Genomic DNA, 15,354 nt, shown 5'->3' on the forward strand with positions numbered 1-15,354 from the left:
TAATGTTCGGACCAGAACAGGGCCATTTCGCCCTGGCCCTCGCCTGTGTTCTCGCACTCATCCAGTTTGTTGTTCCCCTCTGGGGCGCTCACAAGCGCAATGCCCGCCTCGTGGCGCTGGCTCCGTTTCTGGCGGTGTCGCAGCTTCTCGCTCTGGCGATCTCATTCTTCAGCCTGATCATGTGCGCCGTGCATGATGACTTCTCGGTTCAGAACGTCGCCGCAAACTCCGCCGCGTCCAAGCCACTGCTTTATAAAATCACGGGTGTCTGGGGAAATCATGAAGGGTCCGTTTTGCTCTGGACCCTGATCCTCGGTGTCTGCGGCGCGGCTGTCGCTGCATTCGGGCGAAATCTTCCGGATATCCTGCGTGGGCGCGTTCTTGCGGTCCTCGGGGGTGTTTCAGCCGGTTTCCAGCTTTTCTGCCTTCTGACGTCCAATCCGTTCGACCGCGTTTTTCCGGCTCCAATGGATGGTCAGGGCATGAACCCGCTGCTTCAGGACCCCGGCCTCGCATTCCATCCCCCCATTCTCTACACGGGCTATGTCGGCTTTGCCGTCCCGTTCGCGTTTGCCGTCGCCGCTCTTCTTGAAGGGCGCGTTGATGCCGCATGGGGGCGCTGGGTCCGCCCGTGGGCAGTCGCAGCCTGGTGCTTCCTGACCTGCGGTATCGCGCTGGGATCCTGGTGGTCATATTATGTGCTGGGCTGGGGCGGATACTGGTTCTGGGACCCGGTGGAAAACGCGTCTCTTATTCCATGGCTGACGGGCACCGCCCTTGTTCACTCCGCCATCGTGGTGGAGAAGCGCGAGGGTCTGAAGATCTGGACCGTTCTGCTGGCGATTGCGACGTTCTCGTTCTCGCTCTCCGGCACCTTCCTCGTCCGTTCAGGCATCCTGAACTCCGTTCATGCCTTCGCGAATGATCCGGCCCGTGGTGTGTTCATTCTCGGCCTTCTGGCGCTGGTTATCGGTGGCTCGCTCGCTCTCTTCGCCTGGCGTGCACCGTCCCTGACCTCAGGCGGCCTGTTCTCACCTGTGTCCCGCGAAGGCTCGCTGGTGCTGAACAACATTCTGCTGTGTTCCATCTGCGCCGTTGTTGTGACGGGCACGATGTACCCGCCCTTCATGCAGCTTCTGGCAGGCCGTACCATTTCTGTCGGCAAGCCGTTTTTTGACGCCGCCACCATCCCCCTGACAATCCCGCTCCTTCTGGCCATGGGCGTCGGCACGGCTCTGCCCTGGAAGCGCGCACAACTGGCGCGCACGTTCTCGCATCTATTCGTGGCGGCCATTATTGCTGCTGTCGGGCTCGTGCTGTGCTTCTGGAAATTCTCTGGTGCACTCCCGATCGCCTGTGGTGCATTGGCCATCTGGGTCATGGCCGCGTCCGTCACGGATATCCTGCGCCGCGTCGGACTAGGTCATTCCAGCATGAGCGAGATGCTCGCCCGCTCCCGGAACCTGCCGCGCTCCAGTTGGGGTGCGGCGTTGGCTCATATTGGTGCGGGCATTACCGTTCTGGGTCTGTGCGGCATGTCCGGTGCCCAGCATGCGATTGTGGAAATCCATGTTGGTGAGACGCGGAGCCTTGCGGGAGATGACTGGACTCTTCTCAACGTACACGATTATGCAGGCCCGAATTATCGCGCCATGCAGGCCGATATCGCCATCCGTCACAACGGCAGACTGATTACGACGCTGCATCCGGAAAAGCGCGATTTCACCACGCAGAACCAGACCACAACGGAAGTCGCCATTCATACGAACTTCATTACGGACCTCTATGGTGTGGTGGGCGATCGACACGGAACGGGCGCGGATGCGACCTATGTGCTACGTCTGCACCGTAACCCGCTGGCTCCATGGATGTGGCTTGGCGGGCTGGTCATGGCGATTGGTGGGGCCTTCTCCCTGTCAGATCGTCGCCTGCGCGTCGGCGCTCCGAAAAGGGCGGCCACACGGAACATGGCCCAGGCCTGAGGAGAGACACGCATGAATTCAACACGACGTGGCCTGCTGACGGCCCTTCCGATTGTTGGTGCCGGCGTTCTGGGCGTCGGGTTCTGGAAAATGCTTCAAGGTATGGAAAGTGGCGGCTTTGACCCTCGGGCTGTGAAAAACCCGAATGTCGGGCGCCCCATTCCGCAGTTTGCCATGCCGGGTCTTCCTGGTCTGGGAGACGGCTTTACGGACAAGGAACTCAGGGCGGAGACACGCCCGGTTCTGGTCAATTTCTTTGCGTCCTGGTGCATTCCGTGTGTTCAGGAAATGCCCGGCCTCCGCTCTATTTCACGGAACATGCCCATCTGGGGCATCGCCTATGAAGACAAGCCAGAAAATGCGAGCGCCTTCGTTCAGCGTGATGGGACGCCTTATGCCCGTGTCGCATCAGACCGCCATGGCCGTGTTGCGATTGACTGGGGTGTGACAGGAGTTCCGGAGAGCTTTCTCGTCGCGCCGGGGGGCCGAATCCTCTGGCATGGAAGCGCCGCGCTCGATCCGCAGATTTATGAAGCGGAAATCCGCCCGCGACTGGCAGGCCTGTGATGAAACGTCTTTCTGCGCTGCTTCTGGCCACAACACTTGTAGGGGGTGGCATTGCGTTTGCCGTCGATGATCCGGCGGAAATGCTCCCTAATCCCGTACAGGAGAAGCGAGCCGAAGCGATTGGCGCTCATCTCCGCTGTCTTGTCTGCCAGAACGAAAGCATTGAAGACAGTAGCGCGCCTTTGGCTCGTGATCTTCGGAAAGTGGTGCGGGAGCAGGTCGCGTCCGGAAAGTCGGATCAGCAGATTATGGACTGGATGACGGAACGCTACGGCGAGTTCATCCGGCTGGCGCCTCAGTTTTCATGGTCAACCGCCCTGCTCTGGCTGATGCCGGCACTAGCGCTGGTGGCCGGTCTTGTTATTGCCTGGCGTGCGACGAGACGCCGCGTTGTCACGCCTGCGCCGCTCACGGATGAAGAGCGCGCGCGTCTGGATGCCCTGTCGGGCCGGGAGTAAGTCTTGTTCTGGTTGGGAATCCTGATTGTTGCAGGCGTTGCCCTGTTACCGGCCCTCTATGGCCTGCGCCGTCTCCGCCGTCGGGTGGATGCGCGTGACTCTGCCCTCACACTCTATCGTGGTCAGCTTGCGGAACTCGACCGGGACCGGGATCTTGGTCTCGTCAGTGGCGATGAATATGGCGCCGCGCGGATTGAAATCCAGCGCAGACTGCTCGCCGCCGATGAGTCGTCTTCCGCCCCGGACCTGAATGAAGGGGCATTCCGCTCCAAGCGGTTCCTGCCTGTCTTGGCTGTTGGTCTCGGAATCCCACTCGCTGCATTCTGCCTTTATATTGTGAACGGCCATCCTTCCCTGCCCCCGCAGCCTCTGAGTGCGCGGCAGGTCAAGCCGGATGCGAAGGCCATGGCAATGATCCAGAAGCTTCAGGCACAGGTTTCCACGATTCCGAAGGACAATCCGACCTACGAGACCGGTCATGTCCTGCTCGGTCAGATCGAGGCACGCGCGGGTCTGACTTCTGAAGCGATTGCCGACTGGAAGGTCGCGCTGGATACTCATTTCACGCCAGAGCTTGCAATCCAGCTCGCAGAACTCCAGACCCAGAAGGACGGACACATTTCTGCGAACAGTCTTGATCTGTATCGCCGTGCCCTGGCGGCGGCCCCGGCTGATGCGCAATGGCGCATGGCTGTGGAAGCGCGGATCGCCGTGGGTGAACATGAGGAGAATAACGGCCAATGATGGAACCAGCGTCCAGCGCCGTCACAATCTGCCCGGTCTGCCGGGAAAAGATCCGCTCAACTGCGGAGCGTTGCCCGAACTGCGGGGCCGAGCGGCATTTCGGCCCACGGCTGATTGAGTCTGGCATCTGCGCCTTTGCGGGAATGGTGATTCTGGCTGCCATTTCCAGACTGCTGATCCCGATGTCTTTGTGGACAATCGTTTTTGCCGTCGCAGGCCTCTGCGCGGGGTTCCTGTTTTCTCACAACCGCTTCGGCGGTGATCGCTGGCTGGGCCAGTAAGAACCTGACCTGCGCGTTTCAGGCGAGCAGGTCATGACTTCTCATACGCACCATCCCTGAACATTCCCGGTTCGATCCAAACCGGTTTTCCCGTTTCCTCTCTTGAGGTAGGGTCCGCGCAGGCATGAAACCCCCGTCCTGCAGGAAAGCGCCAGACCGCATGAGCCGTATTGAAACCGATGGCATGGGCCAGATCGAGGTTGCTGATGATGTTCTTTGGGGCGCTCAGACGCAGCGCTCCCTGAAATATTTCAGCATCGGACGCGAGTTGATGCCGCGCGAAATGATCGAAGCCTATGCGATCATGAAGCGGGCCTGCGCCACAGCCAATGCGGCCAGTGGACGACTTTCGCAGGATCGGGCAGCCCTGATCCACACGGTCTGTGATGAAATCATGAGCGGCCAACATGACCGCATGTTCCCGCTCCATGTGTGGATGACGGGCTCTGGCACGCAGTTCAACATGAACGTCAATGAAGTCATTGCGAACCGAGCCAGCCAGCTGACGGGAAATGCACTTGGCAGCAAAACACCGCTGCATCCGAACGATCATGTGAACATGGCGCAGTCCACCAACTGCAACTTCCCGACCGCCATGCATGTCGCGGCAGCGCTGGGCGTTGAGCGCCGCCTGATCCCTGCCCTGACGAAACTGCGGGATGCCATCGCAGCCAAGGCGGAAGACTGGAAGGATCTGGTCAAGGTTGGCCGGACCCATCTTCAGGATGCCGTTCCCATCACGCTGGGTCAGGAATGGCACGGTTACGCCGGGATGCTGACAGACAATATTGCGCGGCTTGAGGCTGCCCGGGATGGTCTTTTCCCGCTCGCTCTAGGCGGCACGGCATTGGGCACCGGCGTCAATACCGATCCCGGATTCGATACCCGCGCCTGCACCGAGATCGCACGCCTCACTGGTCTTGGCTTTACGGCTGGCGAGAACAAATTCGCCTTGCAGGGTGCGCATGATGCGTTGGTGCATCTGTCTGGCTGTCTGCGGACAACCGCGGGCAGCCTGTTCAAGATCGCCAATGACATCCGCCTGCTCGCCTGTGGTCCACGCGCGGGCTTTGGTGAGCTGCTCTTGCCTGAAAACGAGCCAGGCTCTTCCATCATGCCGGGCAAGATCAACCCGACACAGGCGGAAGCACTCTCCATGCTGGCGCTTCAGGTTATGAGCAATGATGTTGCCGTTGGCCTCGGCGGAGCGTCCGGCATGATCGACATGAATGTGTACAAGCCATTGATGATCCACAACATCATGCAGGGCATTACACTTCTCCATGATGGCTCCGAGAACTTCCGCCAGCATCTTGTGGAGGGCACCCGAGCCAATGAAGCACGCATCAAGCAGGCTTTGGGTCAGTCCCTTGTTCTGGTGACAGCCCTGTCCCCCGCCATCGGTTATGACAAAGCTGCGCAGGTGGCGCATTATGCGATGGAGAAGGATCTCAGTCCGAAGGACGCCGCACTGGAACTCGGGTTCATGACGGCGGAAGACTATGATCGTGTTGCTGATCCGCGCCTGATGCTTTCTCCCAACATCAAACCAGCCCGCTCCTGACCTCCTGATCTGTTCCCGCATGACGAAAACTTCATGCGGGATCGGTAGCAGAGCGCCGACGGGACTGGTAGCGACAGTCTGATCCTGTAATCCTTCTTTCGGAGATGACAGACAGATGATGTCCCGTCGTGCGCTGCTGCTCGCCCTGTCCCTTCTTTCCCCTGTATTTGCCCTGCCTGCCATGGCAGACGATGCCGCCAAGACACCCACACCCAAAACGGACGCAGCCAAGACTACGGATAACTTTACCGGTGAAGCCGGTCTGCTCCCGGTCGATTCTGTAACGAAACATCATCTGAATGGCATCGCCTACACAGCCCATGCTGGCACACTGACGCTGCGCGGCCCGGACGGCAAACCGACTGCCCGCATGTTCTATGTGGCTTACACCAAAGACGGCGCCGCAGACGCCAAGCGCCCGGTCTCCTACTTCTTCAACGGTGGCCCTGGTGCTGCAACGGCCTATCTGAATCTGGGCGCTGCGGGACCGGTTGCCCTGACGATGCCCACCAAGGACGCAACGGACGGCACCCATGCGACGCTGGGCGATAATCCGGATAGCTGGCTTCCGTTCACGGACATGGTGTTCTTTGACGCCGTCGGTACGGGATATTCCCGCCCGCTCGACACGGCGAAGGCTGGCGACCAGTTCTATGGCGTGAAGCAGGATGCCAGCACGTTTGCGAAGGCGATCCAGCTCTGGACAGCCAAGAACAGCCGTCAGGCCTCCCCTCATTATCTGGTGGGTGAAAGCTATGGCGGTATCCGGTCCATTCAGGTCGCCAATGCCCTTCAGATGGAACAGGGTATTCTGCTGAATGGTGTGGTCATGCTGTCTCCAGCGATCGAAATGCCTTTGCTGGATACAGACGAAAACCCGCTGTCCGCTGCCCTCATGATCCCCAGCCTTATTGCGGCGCATGAAAGCCCGAATGTCACACCGCAGTCTGCGGATGCGGCTTACGAATGGGCCATGGGCACTTATCTGAGCAAGGTCGCGGGCAAGCTGCCAAGTGGTGATGAGGGCAAGGCGTTCTACGCGGAAATATCCCGCCGCACCGGTCTGCCGGAAGACGTCGTGACCCGCCAGTATGGTGTTCCGGCGATCGGCTCGCATGACGTCATGTCCCGCGATGGCAAGCTGCATGGTCTTTACGACTACACCCAGACGATTGCCGACCCATCCGCTGACGGGCTGGACGAGAGCCCCGATCCGACGCTGTTCGGCTTTGGTCGCGCTTACGGCAATGCGTTCTCAGGCTATGCAGCCAATGATCTTGGGTTCCAGACGCCGCTGACCTACGATCTGCTGTCCTTCAAGGTGAACAGCAGTTGGAAGTGGAGTGAAGGCGGCCCTGCACCGGTTCATCAGATTCCGGTTCTGAACCGTCTTCTGGCGCTCGATCCGGGGCTGCGGGTGTTTGTCGCCAACGGTTATTATGACCTCGCCTGCCCGTTCGGAACGGCCCGTTGGATGAAGGATCATCTGACGGTTGGGGCGGATCGCGTATCCCTGCATCTCTATCAGGGCGGACACATGCTCTACACACGCCCGGCAAGCCGTCATGCACTGTCTCTGGATGTTGCATCCTGGATGCAGCAGGACGCTCTTCAACACTGAGTTAAATTGACAAGCGGCAGGGGAAAACCCTAAGGTTCACGATATATTCCTTCCAGTTTTCTCAGCCTGGAAGCAGGATCGTGACATGTCTTTTCTTCTGCCGATCCTCATGGGTGGGCTGCCCGTCAGGGCGATTGTTGCATCACCGCTGAGAGGACTGTTCAGACTTTGACTTCGTCTTCAAAAACTTCTCAGTTGGGGCAGCCTCTCTCGGAAGCATTGCTAACGGCCTGCGACCGTGAACCGATCCATCGTCCGGACGCCATCCAGTCTTATGGACTTCTCCTGATTGCCGATGCCAGTACCCTGACTGTTCTGGGAGGGGCAGGCGATCTTGAGGGACGTCTGTCGACAGACTGGCTGGGCCGCTCCTTGCCAGAACTTCTGAGTTTGCCGCCTGGAGGCTTTCAGGATTTTACACCGGCATCCTTCAGCGATGCCCGGATTTCAGGACTTCAGGGGGAGACATTCAGTCTTCTGATCCATCCTTCGGATGGAAAACTTCTGGTAGAGCTTGAACCCATTCAGGAAGCGCGCCTCCTGACGTGGGAAATCTTTGGCCGTATTGATGCTACTGCCGACCGCTTTGAGCGGTGTCCGGATGTTGCGGAAGTCTGCCGCCAAGGCGCCAAGGTCTTCAAAAAACTGACCGGCTTTGACCGGGTCATGGTCTATCGTTTCCAGGAAGATGGTTCCGGATGTGTCGTCGGGGAACATCGCAACGAGATTTTCCCATCGCTACTGAACCATCATTTTCCAGCAAGTGATATTCCTCGTCAGGCGCGGGCGCTCTATCTGCGCAACCGTATCCGCGTCATCCCGAATGTCCATTACGAGGCAGCCGTCATCCGACCTGCTGAAGCCGGTCTTTCAGGGATTGATCTGAGCGATGTGCAGCTTCGGAGCATTTCGCCCGTTCACCTGCAATACATGGCCAATATGGGCGTGGCAGCGTCAGCCTCCATTTCACTTGTTGTAGATGGCGTGCTGTGGGGCATGATCACCTGTCACAACGCAACGCCCCGCATCCTTTCCGAAGACATTCGCGCCGCCTGCCGCACACTGGCTGGCGTCATGTCCCGGCAGTTACGCAACAAGGAAGAGCTGGTCACCTACCAGGAACGCCTGCGCCTCCGGAATGCGACGGAATTTGCCACCTCACATTTTGATGCCGCTGCATCCGTTGAGACCAATCTGCGCCATTTCGCCTCCGAACTTCGAAGTCTGTTCCCCTGCGATGGCTTTGCGGTCATTGGAACGCAGGATGTAACAGCATGTGGAGTAACGCCCGCCAAAGCTGACCTGCTCGCCATCCGCGACTGGCTCAGACTGGGCAGCAATGGAGGGATTTTCTGCAGCTCGTCCTTGGGCAAAGACTATCCTCCGGCAGAGAACTGGCCAACTCTTTCGGCTGGCATTATCGCCATTGCCCTGCCTTTCCGCTCTCCGCTGACATTGATCTGGAGCCGCGTGGAAATTGTTCAGGTCATTGAGTGGGCAGGGAATCCTCATAAAGGCACACCAGACCAGGACGGCATTCTGCACCCTCGCAAGTCCTTTGACTCATGGCAGCAAACTGTCTGCGGCCAGTCCCAACGCTGGAATACCGAACAAAAACAGGCGGCACGCCGTCTGCGCAGGATCCTGATTGCCGATTACCAGACCCATCAGCTTCGTGAACTGAACGCCACGTTGACCGCAACGGTGCAGGAGCGGGAAAGCCTCTTGCAACAGAAGGATTTCCTGATCCGCGAGGTCAACCACCGCGTACAGAATTCGCTTCAGATGGTCGCATCCTTTCTGAAGCTACAGGCCCGTACCTCGACGAACGAGGAAACCACCCAGGCCCTGTCTGAAGCGCAGCACCGGATTGCCGCCATCGGTCTGGTTCACAGGCGTCTGTATCGTGGCGATCATGTCGGTGTGGTTGATCTAAGCCGCTATCTTGAAGAACTGATACAGGAACTCTGCTCCTCCTTAGGCGCAGCATGGGAAAGGCATCTGCGCATTTTTCTTGTTCCTGTCACACTGTCGGCTGATCGCGCGATCAATGTTGGCCTCGTGCTGACGGAACTGGTCATTAACGCCAGCAAATATGCTTATCGTGGCGACGCAGGCCCGCTGCATATCACCCTTTCGGAAACAGGCGATCGGCTGATCCTGACAGTGTCCGATCAGGGGTGTCACGACATTGATATGAATGGAAACGGCTTTGGTACGCGCATGATGAAAGCCGTTGTCAGCAGCCTGTCCGGTACTCTGACCTACACGCTTCTTCATCCGGGCCTGGAAGCCGTCATGTCCGTACCGCTTGATACACATTCAACCGGGAGTCATAGCGAAACCCCGGACGAACAACTGTATTCGTGAGACGGAGCATCCCATGAACAGGAAGATCAACGATGCGGATTAAAGGAATTCCGCTCTTCCTGTCATGAGCCCGGACCCAACCACGCTGCTCGCATACAGCACGGTTCTTTTCCTTATCTTCGGCCTTTATTTCACTGCTGCTGAACTGGCCCATGGCAAAACCAGAAAAGCATTCTGGTATTCCAGCCCTTTTCTGGCAGCGTCAGTTTCGGGATTTTTCTTTACCAGCCCCTTTCTCATTCCCGGCCTGTGGGGCCTGCGTATTGGCGCAGTTTTCATGACATTAGCGTATGGTCTCGGCTGGCAGGCCATACGCACCATGCTGGGTCGTCGGACGTGCCTGAAAGCAGTCTTGATTGTTTGTGTCGTGTCTTTGGCCATTTCCGCCAGCGCTGCATCAAGCGGAACCCGACACGTTGTCAGTTCAATTGTCCGCATGCTTTTCATCACAGGGTTTCATTTTCAGGCAGCCCGGGATCTTCTTTGCTCTACCGAAAAGCAGACGTCAGCCGAGCGGCTCTTATGCAGAATCATTGCCTTTTACACGCTCGTTTACGGCGCACTTACCCTTTCAACACCTTTTCTTCCCGAGCCTCTTGGTAGCCAGCCTTCAACGGTCTGGGCCATTATCCTGTATAATTTTCTGGTCATCATCGAAGGTATTGTCATCGCTCTGGCAATGATTGCCATTCCCAGGGAACGATTAGCCGCAGAGCACCATCTTCTGACTCTTCAGGACCCACTGACACACGCAGGCAACCGCCGGGCCGTGGACCTGTGGATGGAGCAGAACGCAGGTTCTTCTCATCCCTGTGTGCTGTTTCTCATGGACATTGACCATTTCAAAGCCATTAACGACCACCATGGCCATACGGCAGGGGATCAGGTCATTATTGCCGCAGTCAGGGCCAGTCAGAAGGTTTTACCCCAGGAGGCCAAGTTTTTCCGTATTGGCGGCGAAGAGTTCGCTGCTCTCTTTCCCTTCACCAGCATCTCCCATGCCTTGGAGCTTGCTCACCGCCTGAAGAAAACTTTCACACAGGATGTCAAAAACATTGGAGAGAGGGGTATTGAAGCCACGCTGAGTATTGGCGCAGATATTCGATATTCGTCAAAAACGCTTTGGTCAGATGTCTGGCAGAAAGCAGATGCCGCACTTTACGCTGCGAAGGGGACTGGCCGAGATGCCGTTGTTCTGAGAGCGAACGATACAATCACGTCACCGCCCTTTGCAGTGGAAACAAAAAAAGCGTCGCCCCATGGCGGGTAAACGCTTTTTTTAATGTACCCGGAGGCAGGCTTGGTCAGGAAACCAGATTGCCTTCCTTGTCCACTAACTGAATCGGGTAATCGCCTGTAAAGCAGGCATCGCAATAACGCCCTGCCCCTTCAGCACGGCTTTCGTGCCCTAACGCACGGTACAATCCGTCAAAACTGATGAAAGCGAGGCTGTCGACACCGATGGCTGCCGCCATTTCTTCCATTGTGTGAGTTGCCGCCATAAGCTTGCTCTCTTCCGGTGTATCAATCCCGTAGAAGCAGGCGTGACGTGTCGGCGGGGACGTAATGCGCATATGCACTTCGGTCGCCCCTGCCGCACGGACCATATCCACGATCTTGCGGGACGTGGTGCCACGAACGATCGAATCATCCACCAGAATAACGCGACGACCCGCCAGAACAGGCCGATTGGCGGAGTGCTTCATCTTCACACCGAGATTCCGGATCTGATCCGTCGGCTCGATGAAGGTTCGACCTACATAGTGATTGCGGATAATGCCCAGTTCGAACGGAATACCGCTCTCAGCCGCATATCCAATCGCGGAAGGCACCCCGGAGTCCGGCACCGGAACCACGACATCCGCTTCAACCGCCGTCTCACGCGCCAGTTCCGCACCAATGCGCTTGCGGGCTTCGTAAACCGGCTGTCCCTCAAGCACGGAATCCGGACGAGCAAAGTAGATGTATTCGAAGACGCAGAAGCGTCCCCCCTGATCCCCGAAAGGCCTTAGGGACCGCAGCCCATCAGAATTAATGACCACGATTTCGCCCGGCTCGATGTCGCGGACGTAATCTGCTCCAATAATATCGAGGGCACAGGTCTCACTGGACAGAACCCAGCCGCCATTTCCGCCCTCATGACCAGGAATGCGCCCCAGAACCAGCGGACGAACCCCCAATGGATCACGCATGCCGATCAGGCCGTCATCAGGCGTCAGGGTGATCAGGGAGTAAGCCCCCTTCACCTGCTTGACGGCATCGATGAAGCGATCGAGCACGGTGGAATACAGGGAAATGGCGATCAGGTGGATGAAGACTTCCGTATCCGTCAGGGAATGGAAGATACAACCCCGCTTGACCAACGCCTGCTTCAGCGTAGCGGAATTGGTCAGGTTGCCGTTGTGGGCAACCGCCAAACCTCCGAACTCATAATCCGCATAGAGCGGCTGCACGTTCCGAACATGCGTTCCGCCTGTCGTCGCATAGCGGTTGTGCCCGATAGCGACGCTACCCGGAAGGGTCGCCATAACACGGCTGTCACCAAACACATCCCCAACAAGGCCAAGACCTTTATGCTGATGAAACCGTTCGCCATCGAAACTGACGATACCGGCAGCTTCCTGCCCACGGTGCTGAAGAGCGTGGAGGCCGAGAGCCGTCAGGGCAGACGCATCAGGAACGCCCCAGACGCCGAAAACGCCACATTCCTCGTAAGGACGGTTAAGAGTATCGGAGGCAGTCATGGAGTTCGGCCTTTCCGGACTGTGTTCACAACGACGCGTCATGGCCGCTTGTGGGCGGCGATGCAAGATGTGGTTGCAAGGAATGTGGCAGATAACCTGCCATCCGTGCGGCTCCGGCCACAATATAAGGCCCGGAAACGCTTCCCTGCATCAGGTAAGAGGTCCATGAGCCAAAAAAAGACCCTGCCAGTAGATAAAGTGCAATCAGCATCACATATCCGCGCAGAATGCCGAAAAGAGCGCCCAGTAAGCGGTCTACGCCCCCAAAAAGAGTGCCCCTCACCGCAGCACCTACCCGACCTGCCACTGTCGTCAGCAGCAGAAGAATGACGATAAACAGAACAGCCGCGCTTACGCTTTCGGCCAGCCAGCTTTCATGCAGGTAGGGGGAAATCCATGGTACCAGAGCGGCATGGAAACGATAGGTCAGAACAACAGCAGACGCCCAGGCCACCAGCCCTGAGAGTTCCGTGGTGAAACCACGCGTTAGCCCCCAGAGAGCCGACAGGCCGATGATAACCAGAACACCAATATCCAGCCGGCTCAGATCATCTGGAGAAACATGAGACAGGTCTGGGAACGCAGGCATCACTCAAAACAGTTTATCAGGGCAGTTTGGTAGAACGGTACTGACCGCCTTTGCGCGGACGGATGCCTTTAGCACGAAGTTCATCTGCAAGGCGGATTCTTTCTCCGATTTCTGCCCAGACCTGCTCACTGTTCAGGCCCCGCGCCTTCCAGATCTTTTCCAACACGAGAAGGAAGGATGCGCTTTCACGAACAAAACCGTGACGATCGTTGATCATGACATGCATGACGCAGTTGGCCGTTGAAGTTCCGAGCCGGTTTGCAAGTTTCGTGACCTTGCGGGTCTTTCGGAACGGGACGAGGTCTTCCTTGAACGGCATCGCAACATGATGAGGGGGATGGCCCGCAGACGCAAGGCCATCCCCCAAATCATTTCGGTTATCGGGTTATTCCGAGACCGTTTCTACTTCCTTTTCAGGAACATAAAGCTTGGCGCCATGCTCCTGAAACACTTCGCTCATCTGCGCCATGCCGTCCTGACGTTCCGCTTCGCGGCGAATATCATGACTGATCTTCATGGAGCAGAACTTCGGACCGCACATGGAACAGAAATGTGCCGTCTTGTGCGCTTCCTTGGGCAAGGTTTCATCATGGAAACTCCGTGCCGTGTCCGGATCAAGCGCCAGATTGAACTGGTCTTCCCACCGGAACTCGAACCGTGCCCGTGACAACGCATCGTCCCGCAACTGTGCTGCGGGATGCCCTTTCGCCAGATCGGCAGCGTGCGCCGCAATACGGTACGTAATCACGCCCGTTTTGACATCAGAACGGTCTGGGAGGCCCAGATGCTCCTTTGGTGTGACGTAACAGAGCATCGCTGTGCCGAACCAGCCGATCATCGCCGCACCAATACCGGACGTGATGTGATCGTAGCCCGGCGCAATATCGGTTGTTAGCGGACCAAGCGTATAAAACGGCGCTTCTCCACATTCCCGAAGCTGCTTGGTCATGTTGACCTTGATCTTGTGCATCGGCACATGACCCGGCCCTTCGATCATAACCTGACAGCCCTTTGCCCAGGCAATCTTCGTCAGTTCCCCCAGCGTTTCCAACTCGGCAAACTGTGCTGCATCATTGGCATCAGCGATTGATCCCGGACGCAGACCATCCCCCAATGAGAAGGTGATGTCATAGCGGCGCATGATGTCGCAGATGTCTTCGAAGTGCTCGTACAGGAAGCTCTCACGATGATGGGCCAGGCACCAGGACGCCATGATGGAGCCACCACGCGAGACAATGCCCGTCGTGCGCTTTGCGGTCAGCGGAATATGCTGAAGGCGGACACCGGCATGGATCGTAAAGTAGTCGACGCCCTGCTCGGCCTGCTCGATCAGCGTATCCCTGAAGATTTCCCAGGTCAGCTTCTCGGGAACGCCATTCACCTTCTCCAGCGCCTGATAAAGCGGCACCGTCCCGATGGGGACTGGGGAGTTCCGCATGATCCAGTCACGGATGTTATGAATATTCCGCCCCGTGGACAGATCCATCACCGTGTCCGCACCCCAGCGGATGGACCAGACCAGCTTCTCGACTTCTTCCGCAGCAGAGGACGTCACCGCCGAATTTCCAATATTGGCGTTCACTTTCACAAGGAAATTTCGGCCAATAATGACTGGCTCAAGTTCCGGGTGATTGATGTTCGCCGGAATCACAGCCCGCCCGCGTGCAACCTCTTCCCGTACAAATTCCGGTGTGATGAACGCCGGGATTTCCGCACCGAAATCTTCGCCATCCGCCCGGCGCTCTTCAGCCCCGGCCACCATTTCGGCACGACAGACATTCTCGCGATGGGCAATATAGATCATCTCCTCCGTGACGATCCCTGCCCTTGCGTATTCATACTGCGTGACGTGCTGCGCACCTTCGCCGGAATAGACGTCATGAGGCGCCGGACACGCTGGAACAGCCTGTGCCTCACTGGCAAAGCCATTATCTTCCGGCTTGACGGCCCGAGCCTCGACTTTCCGGAAGCCACGCTTTGCCAGCCATGCTGCACGCGGCGTCGAAAGACCCTTCTCCACATCAATGCTAACGGACGTGTCCGTATAGGGCCCAGACGTATCATAGACACGCACAGGCTCTTCATTTGCAGACGGATGCAGCGCGATCTCGCGATATGGCACCAGAATGTCCGGACGCCCCGGCGCCTCGGACCATTTTTTGCAGGCCCCCTGGATCGGGCCTGTCGTCACGTGGCCGACAGCCGGCCCTTTATTCAGATTATTTGGAATATCACCCATGGTCGCCCCCTTTTTCGCAGCGGGGGCAACAGCATGGCGTACCGGCAGCGCCGGCTGTGCTGTGTGTCATCACCATTCCCTCCGCCGGTTCTAACCGGATCAGGTTTCCCGAACGCAGGATGCGCCCGGCAGGGTCGTCACACCGCAGACTTCTCAGTCCTTCAGTGACCTCTCAGCTTCTTGTGGCGAAGCTCC

13 protein-coding genes are annotated in these 15,354 nt (G+C 57.7%); 9 read left to right on the plus strand and 4 right to left on the minus strand.

Annotated features, from left to right (window positions below):
* Positions 1 to 2: 2 nt before the first annotated feature.
* From GJA01_RS00900 to GJA01_RS00940, 9 genes are all read left to right on the plus strand, one after another.
* On the plus strand, positions 3 to 1,982 hold the full coding sequence (locus GJA01_RS00900; protein ID WP_062505344.1) for a heme lyase CcmF/NrfE family subunit: 1,980 nt from the start codon (positions 3 to 5) through the stop codon (positions 1,980 to 1,982).
* A gap of 12 nt (positions 1,983 to 1,994) precedes the next feature.
* Complete coding sequence (locus GJA01_RS00905; RefSeq protein WP_010501005.1) at positions 1,995 to 2,549, plus strand: DsbE family thiol:disulfide interchange protein; 555 nt, start codon at positions 1,995 to 1,997, stop codon at positions 2,547 to 2,549.
* Positions 2,549 to 3,007, plus strand: a complete 459-nt coding sequence (locus tag GJA01_RS00910) for a cytochrome c-type biogenesis protein (RefSeq protein WP_010501003.1) — start codon at positions 2,549 to 2,551, stop codon at positions 3,005 to 3,007. The genes GJA01_RS00905 and GJA01_RS00910 overlap by 1 nt, the downstream gene beginning before the upstream one ends.
* Positions 3,008 to 3,010: 3 nt before the next feature.
* A complete protein-coding gene (ccmI, locus tag GJA01_RS00915; RefSeq protein WP_062505342.1) occupies positions 3,011 to 3,751 on the plus strand; it encodes a c-type cytochrome biogenesis protein CcmI in 741 nt (246 codons plus the stop codon).
* Positions 3,748 to 4,032: a hypothetical protein gene (locus tag GJA01_RS00920; RefSeq protein ID WP_010501000.1), complete on the plus strand. Its 285-nt coding sequence runs from the start codon at positions 3,748 to 3,750 to the stop codon at positions 4,030 to 4,032. Before ccmI ends, GJA01_RS00920 begins: the two co-directional genes overlap by 4 nt.
* A 160-nt stretch (positions 4,033 to 4,192) precedes the next feature.
* Positions 4,193 to 5,596: a class II fumarate hydratase gene (locus GJA01_RS00925; RefSeq protein WP_062505340.1), complete on the plus strand. Its 1,404-nt coding sequence runs from the start codon at positions 4,193 to 4,195 to the stop codon at positions 5,594 to 5,596.
* Positions 5,597 to 5,711: 115 nt separating this feature from the next.
* Positions 5,712 to 7,217 (plus strand): S10 family peptidase, encoded by a 1,506-nt coding sequence (locus GJA01_RS00930; protein ID WP_062505338.1) that lies wholly within the window; start codon positions 5,712 to 5,714, stop codon positions 7,215 to 7,217.
* A 168-nt stretch (positions 7,218 to 7,385) separates the two neighbouring features.
* The gene (locus GJA01_RS00935) at positions 7,386 to 9,587 is read left to right on the plus strand and encodes a histidine kinase dimerization/phosphoacceptor domain -containing protein (protein ID WP_062505336.1); all 2,202 of its coding nucleotides are present in this window, start codon (positions 7,386 to 7,388) and stop codon (positions 9,585 to 9,587) included.
* A gap of 64 nt (positions 9,588 to 9,651) precedes the next feature.
* Positions 9,652 to 10,857 (plus strand): GGDEF domain-containing protein, encoded by a 1,206-nt coding sequence (locus GJA01_RS00940; protein WP_062505334.1) that lies wholly within the window; start codon positions 9,652 to 9,654, stop codon positions 10,855 to 10,857.
* Between the two features lie 34 nt (positions 10,858 to 10,891).
* Here the strand turns inward: GJA01_RS00940 and purF are convergent, their stop codons facing one another.
* Genes purF through thiC form a run of 4 tightly spaced genes read right to left on the minus strand, consistent with a single transcriptional unit; the run spans position 10,892 to position 15,159 of the window.
* Positions 10,892 to 12,331 (minus strand): amidophosphoribosyltransferase, encoded by a 1,440-nt coding sequence (gene purF / locus GJA01_RS00945; protein ID WP_010500995.1) that lies wholly within the window; start codon positions 12,329 to 12,331, stop codon positions 10,892 to 10,894.
* Between the two features lie 25 nt (positions 12,332 to 12,356).
* Positions 12,357 to 12,920, minus strand: a complete 564-nt coding sequence (locus GJA01_RS00950; protein ID WP_062505327.1) for a CvpA family protein — start codon at positions 12,918 to 12,920, stop codon at positions 12,357 to 12,359.
* Positions 12,921 to 12,936: 16 nt separating this feature from the next.
* Positions 12,937 to 13,287, minus strand: a complete 351-nt coding sequence (locus GJA01_RS00955) for a hypothetical protein (RefSeq protein WP_231875930.1) — start codon at positions 13,285 to 13,287, stop codon at positions 12,937 to 12,939.
* Between the two features lie 18 nt (positions 13,288 to 13,305).
* A complete protein-coding gene (gene thiC, locus GJA01_RS00960) occupies positions 13,306 to 15,159 on the minus strand; it encodes a phosphomethylpyrimidine synthase ThiC (RefSeq protein WP_062505326.1) in 1,854 nt (617 codons plus the stop codon).
* Between the last annotated feature and the right edge of the window lie 195 nt (positions 15,160 to 15,354).

Origin of the sequence: Gluconobacter japonicus (assembly GCF_002723975.1) — a bacterium.
Lineage (GTDB): Bacteria > Pseudomonadota > Alphaproteobacteria > Acetobacterales > Acetobacteraceae > Gluconobacter > Gluconobacter japonicus.

Bases quoted from the DNA above. Each gene is read 5' to 3' on its own strand.
- GJA01_RS00900 (WP_062505344.1), top strand. From the start codon at position 3: ATGTTCGGACCAGAACAGGGCCATTTCGCCCTGGCCCTCGCCTGTGTT.
- GJA01_RS00905 (WP_010501005.1), top strand. From the start codon at position 1,995: ATGAATTCAACACGACGTGGCCTGCTGACGGCCCTTCCGATTGTTGGT.
- GJA01_RS00910 (WP_010501003.1), top strand. From the start codon at position 2,549: ATGAAACGTCTTTCTGCGCTGCTTCTGGCCACAACACTTGTAGGGGGT.
- GJA01_RS00920 (WP_010501000.1), top strand. From the start codon at position 3,748: ATGATGGAACCAGCGTCCAGCGCCGTCACAATCTGCCCGGTCTGCCGG.
- GJA01_RS00925 (WP_062505340.1), top strand. From the start codon at position 4,193: ATGAGCCGTATTGAAACCGATGGCATGGGCCAGATCGAGGTTGCTGAT.
- GJA01_RS00930 (WP_062505338.1), top strand. From the start codon at position 5,712: ATGATGTCCCGTCGTGCGCTGCTGCTCGCCCTGTCCCTTCTTTCCCCT.
- GJA01_RS00940 (WP_062505334.1), top strand. From the start codon at position 9,652: ATGAGCCCGGACCCAACCACGCTGCTCGCATACAGCACGGTTCTTTTC.
- purF (WP_010500995.1), bottom strand. From the start codon at position 12,331: ATGACTGCCTCCGATACTCTTAACCGTCCTTACGAGGAATGTGGCGTT.
- GJA01_RS00950 (WP_062505327.1), bottom strand. From the start codon at position 12,920: ATGCCTGCGTTCCCAGACCTGTCTCATGTTTCTCCAGATGATCTGAGC.
- thiC (WP_062505326.1), bottom strand. From the start codon at position 15,159: ATGGGTGATATTCCAAATAATCTGAATAAAGGGCCGGCTGTCGGCCAC.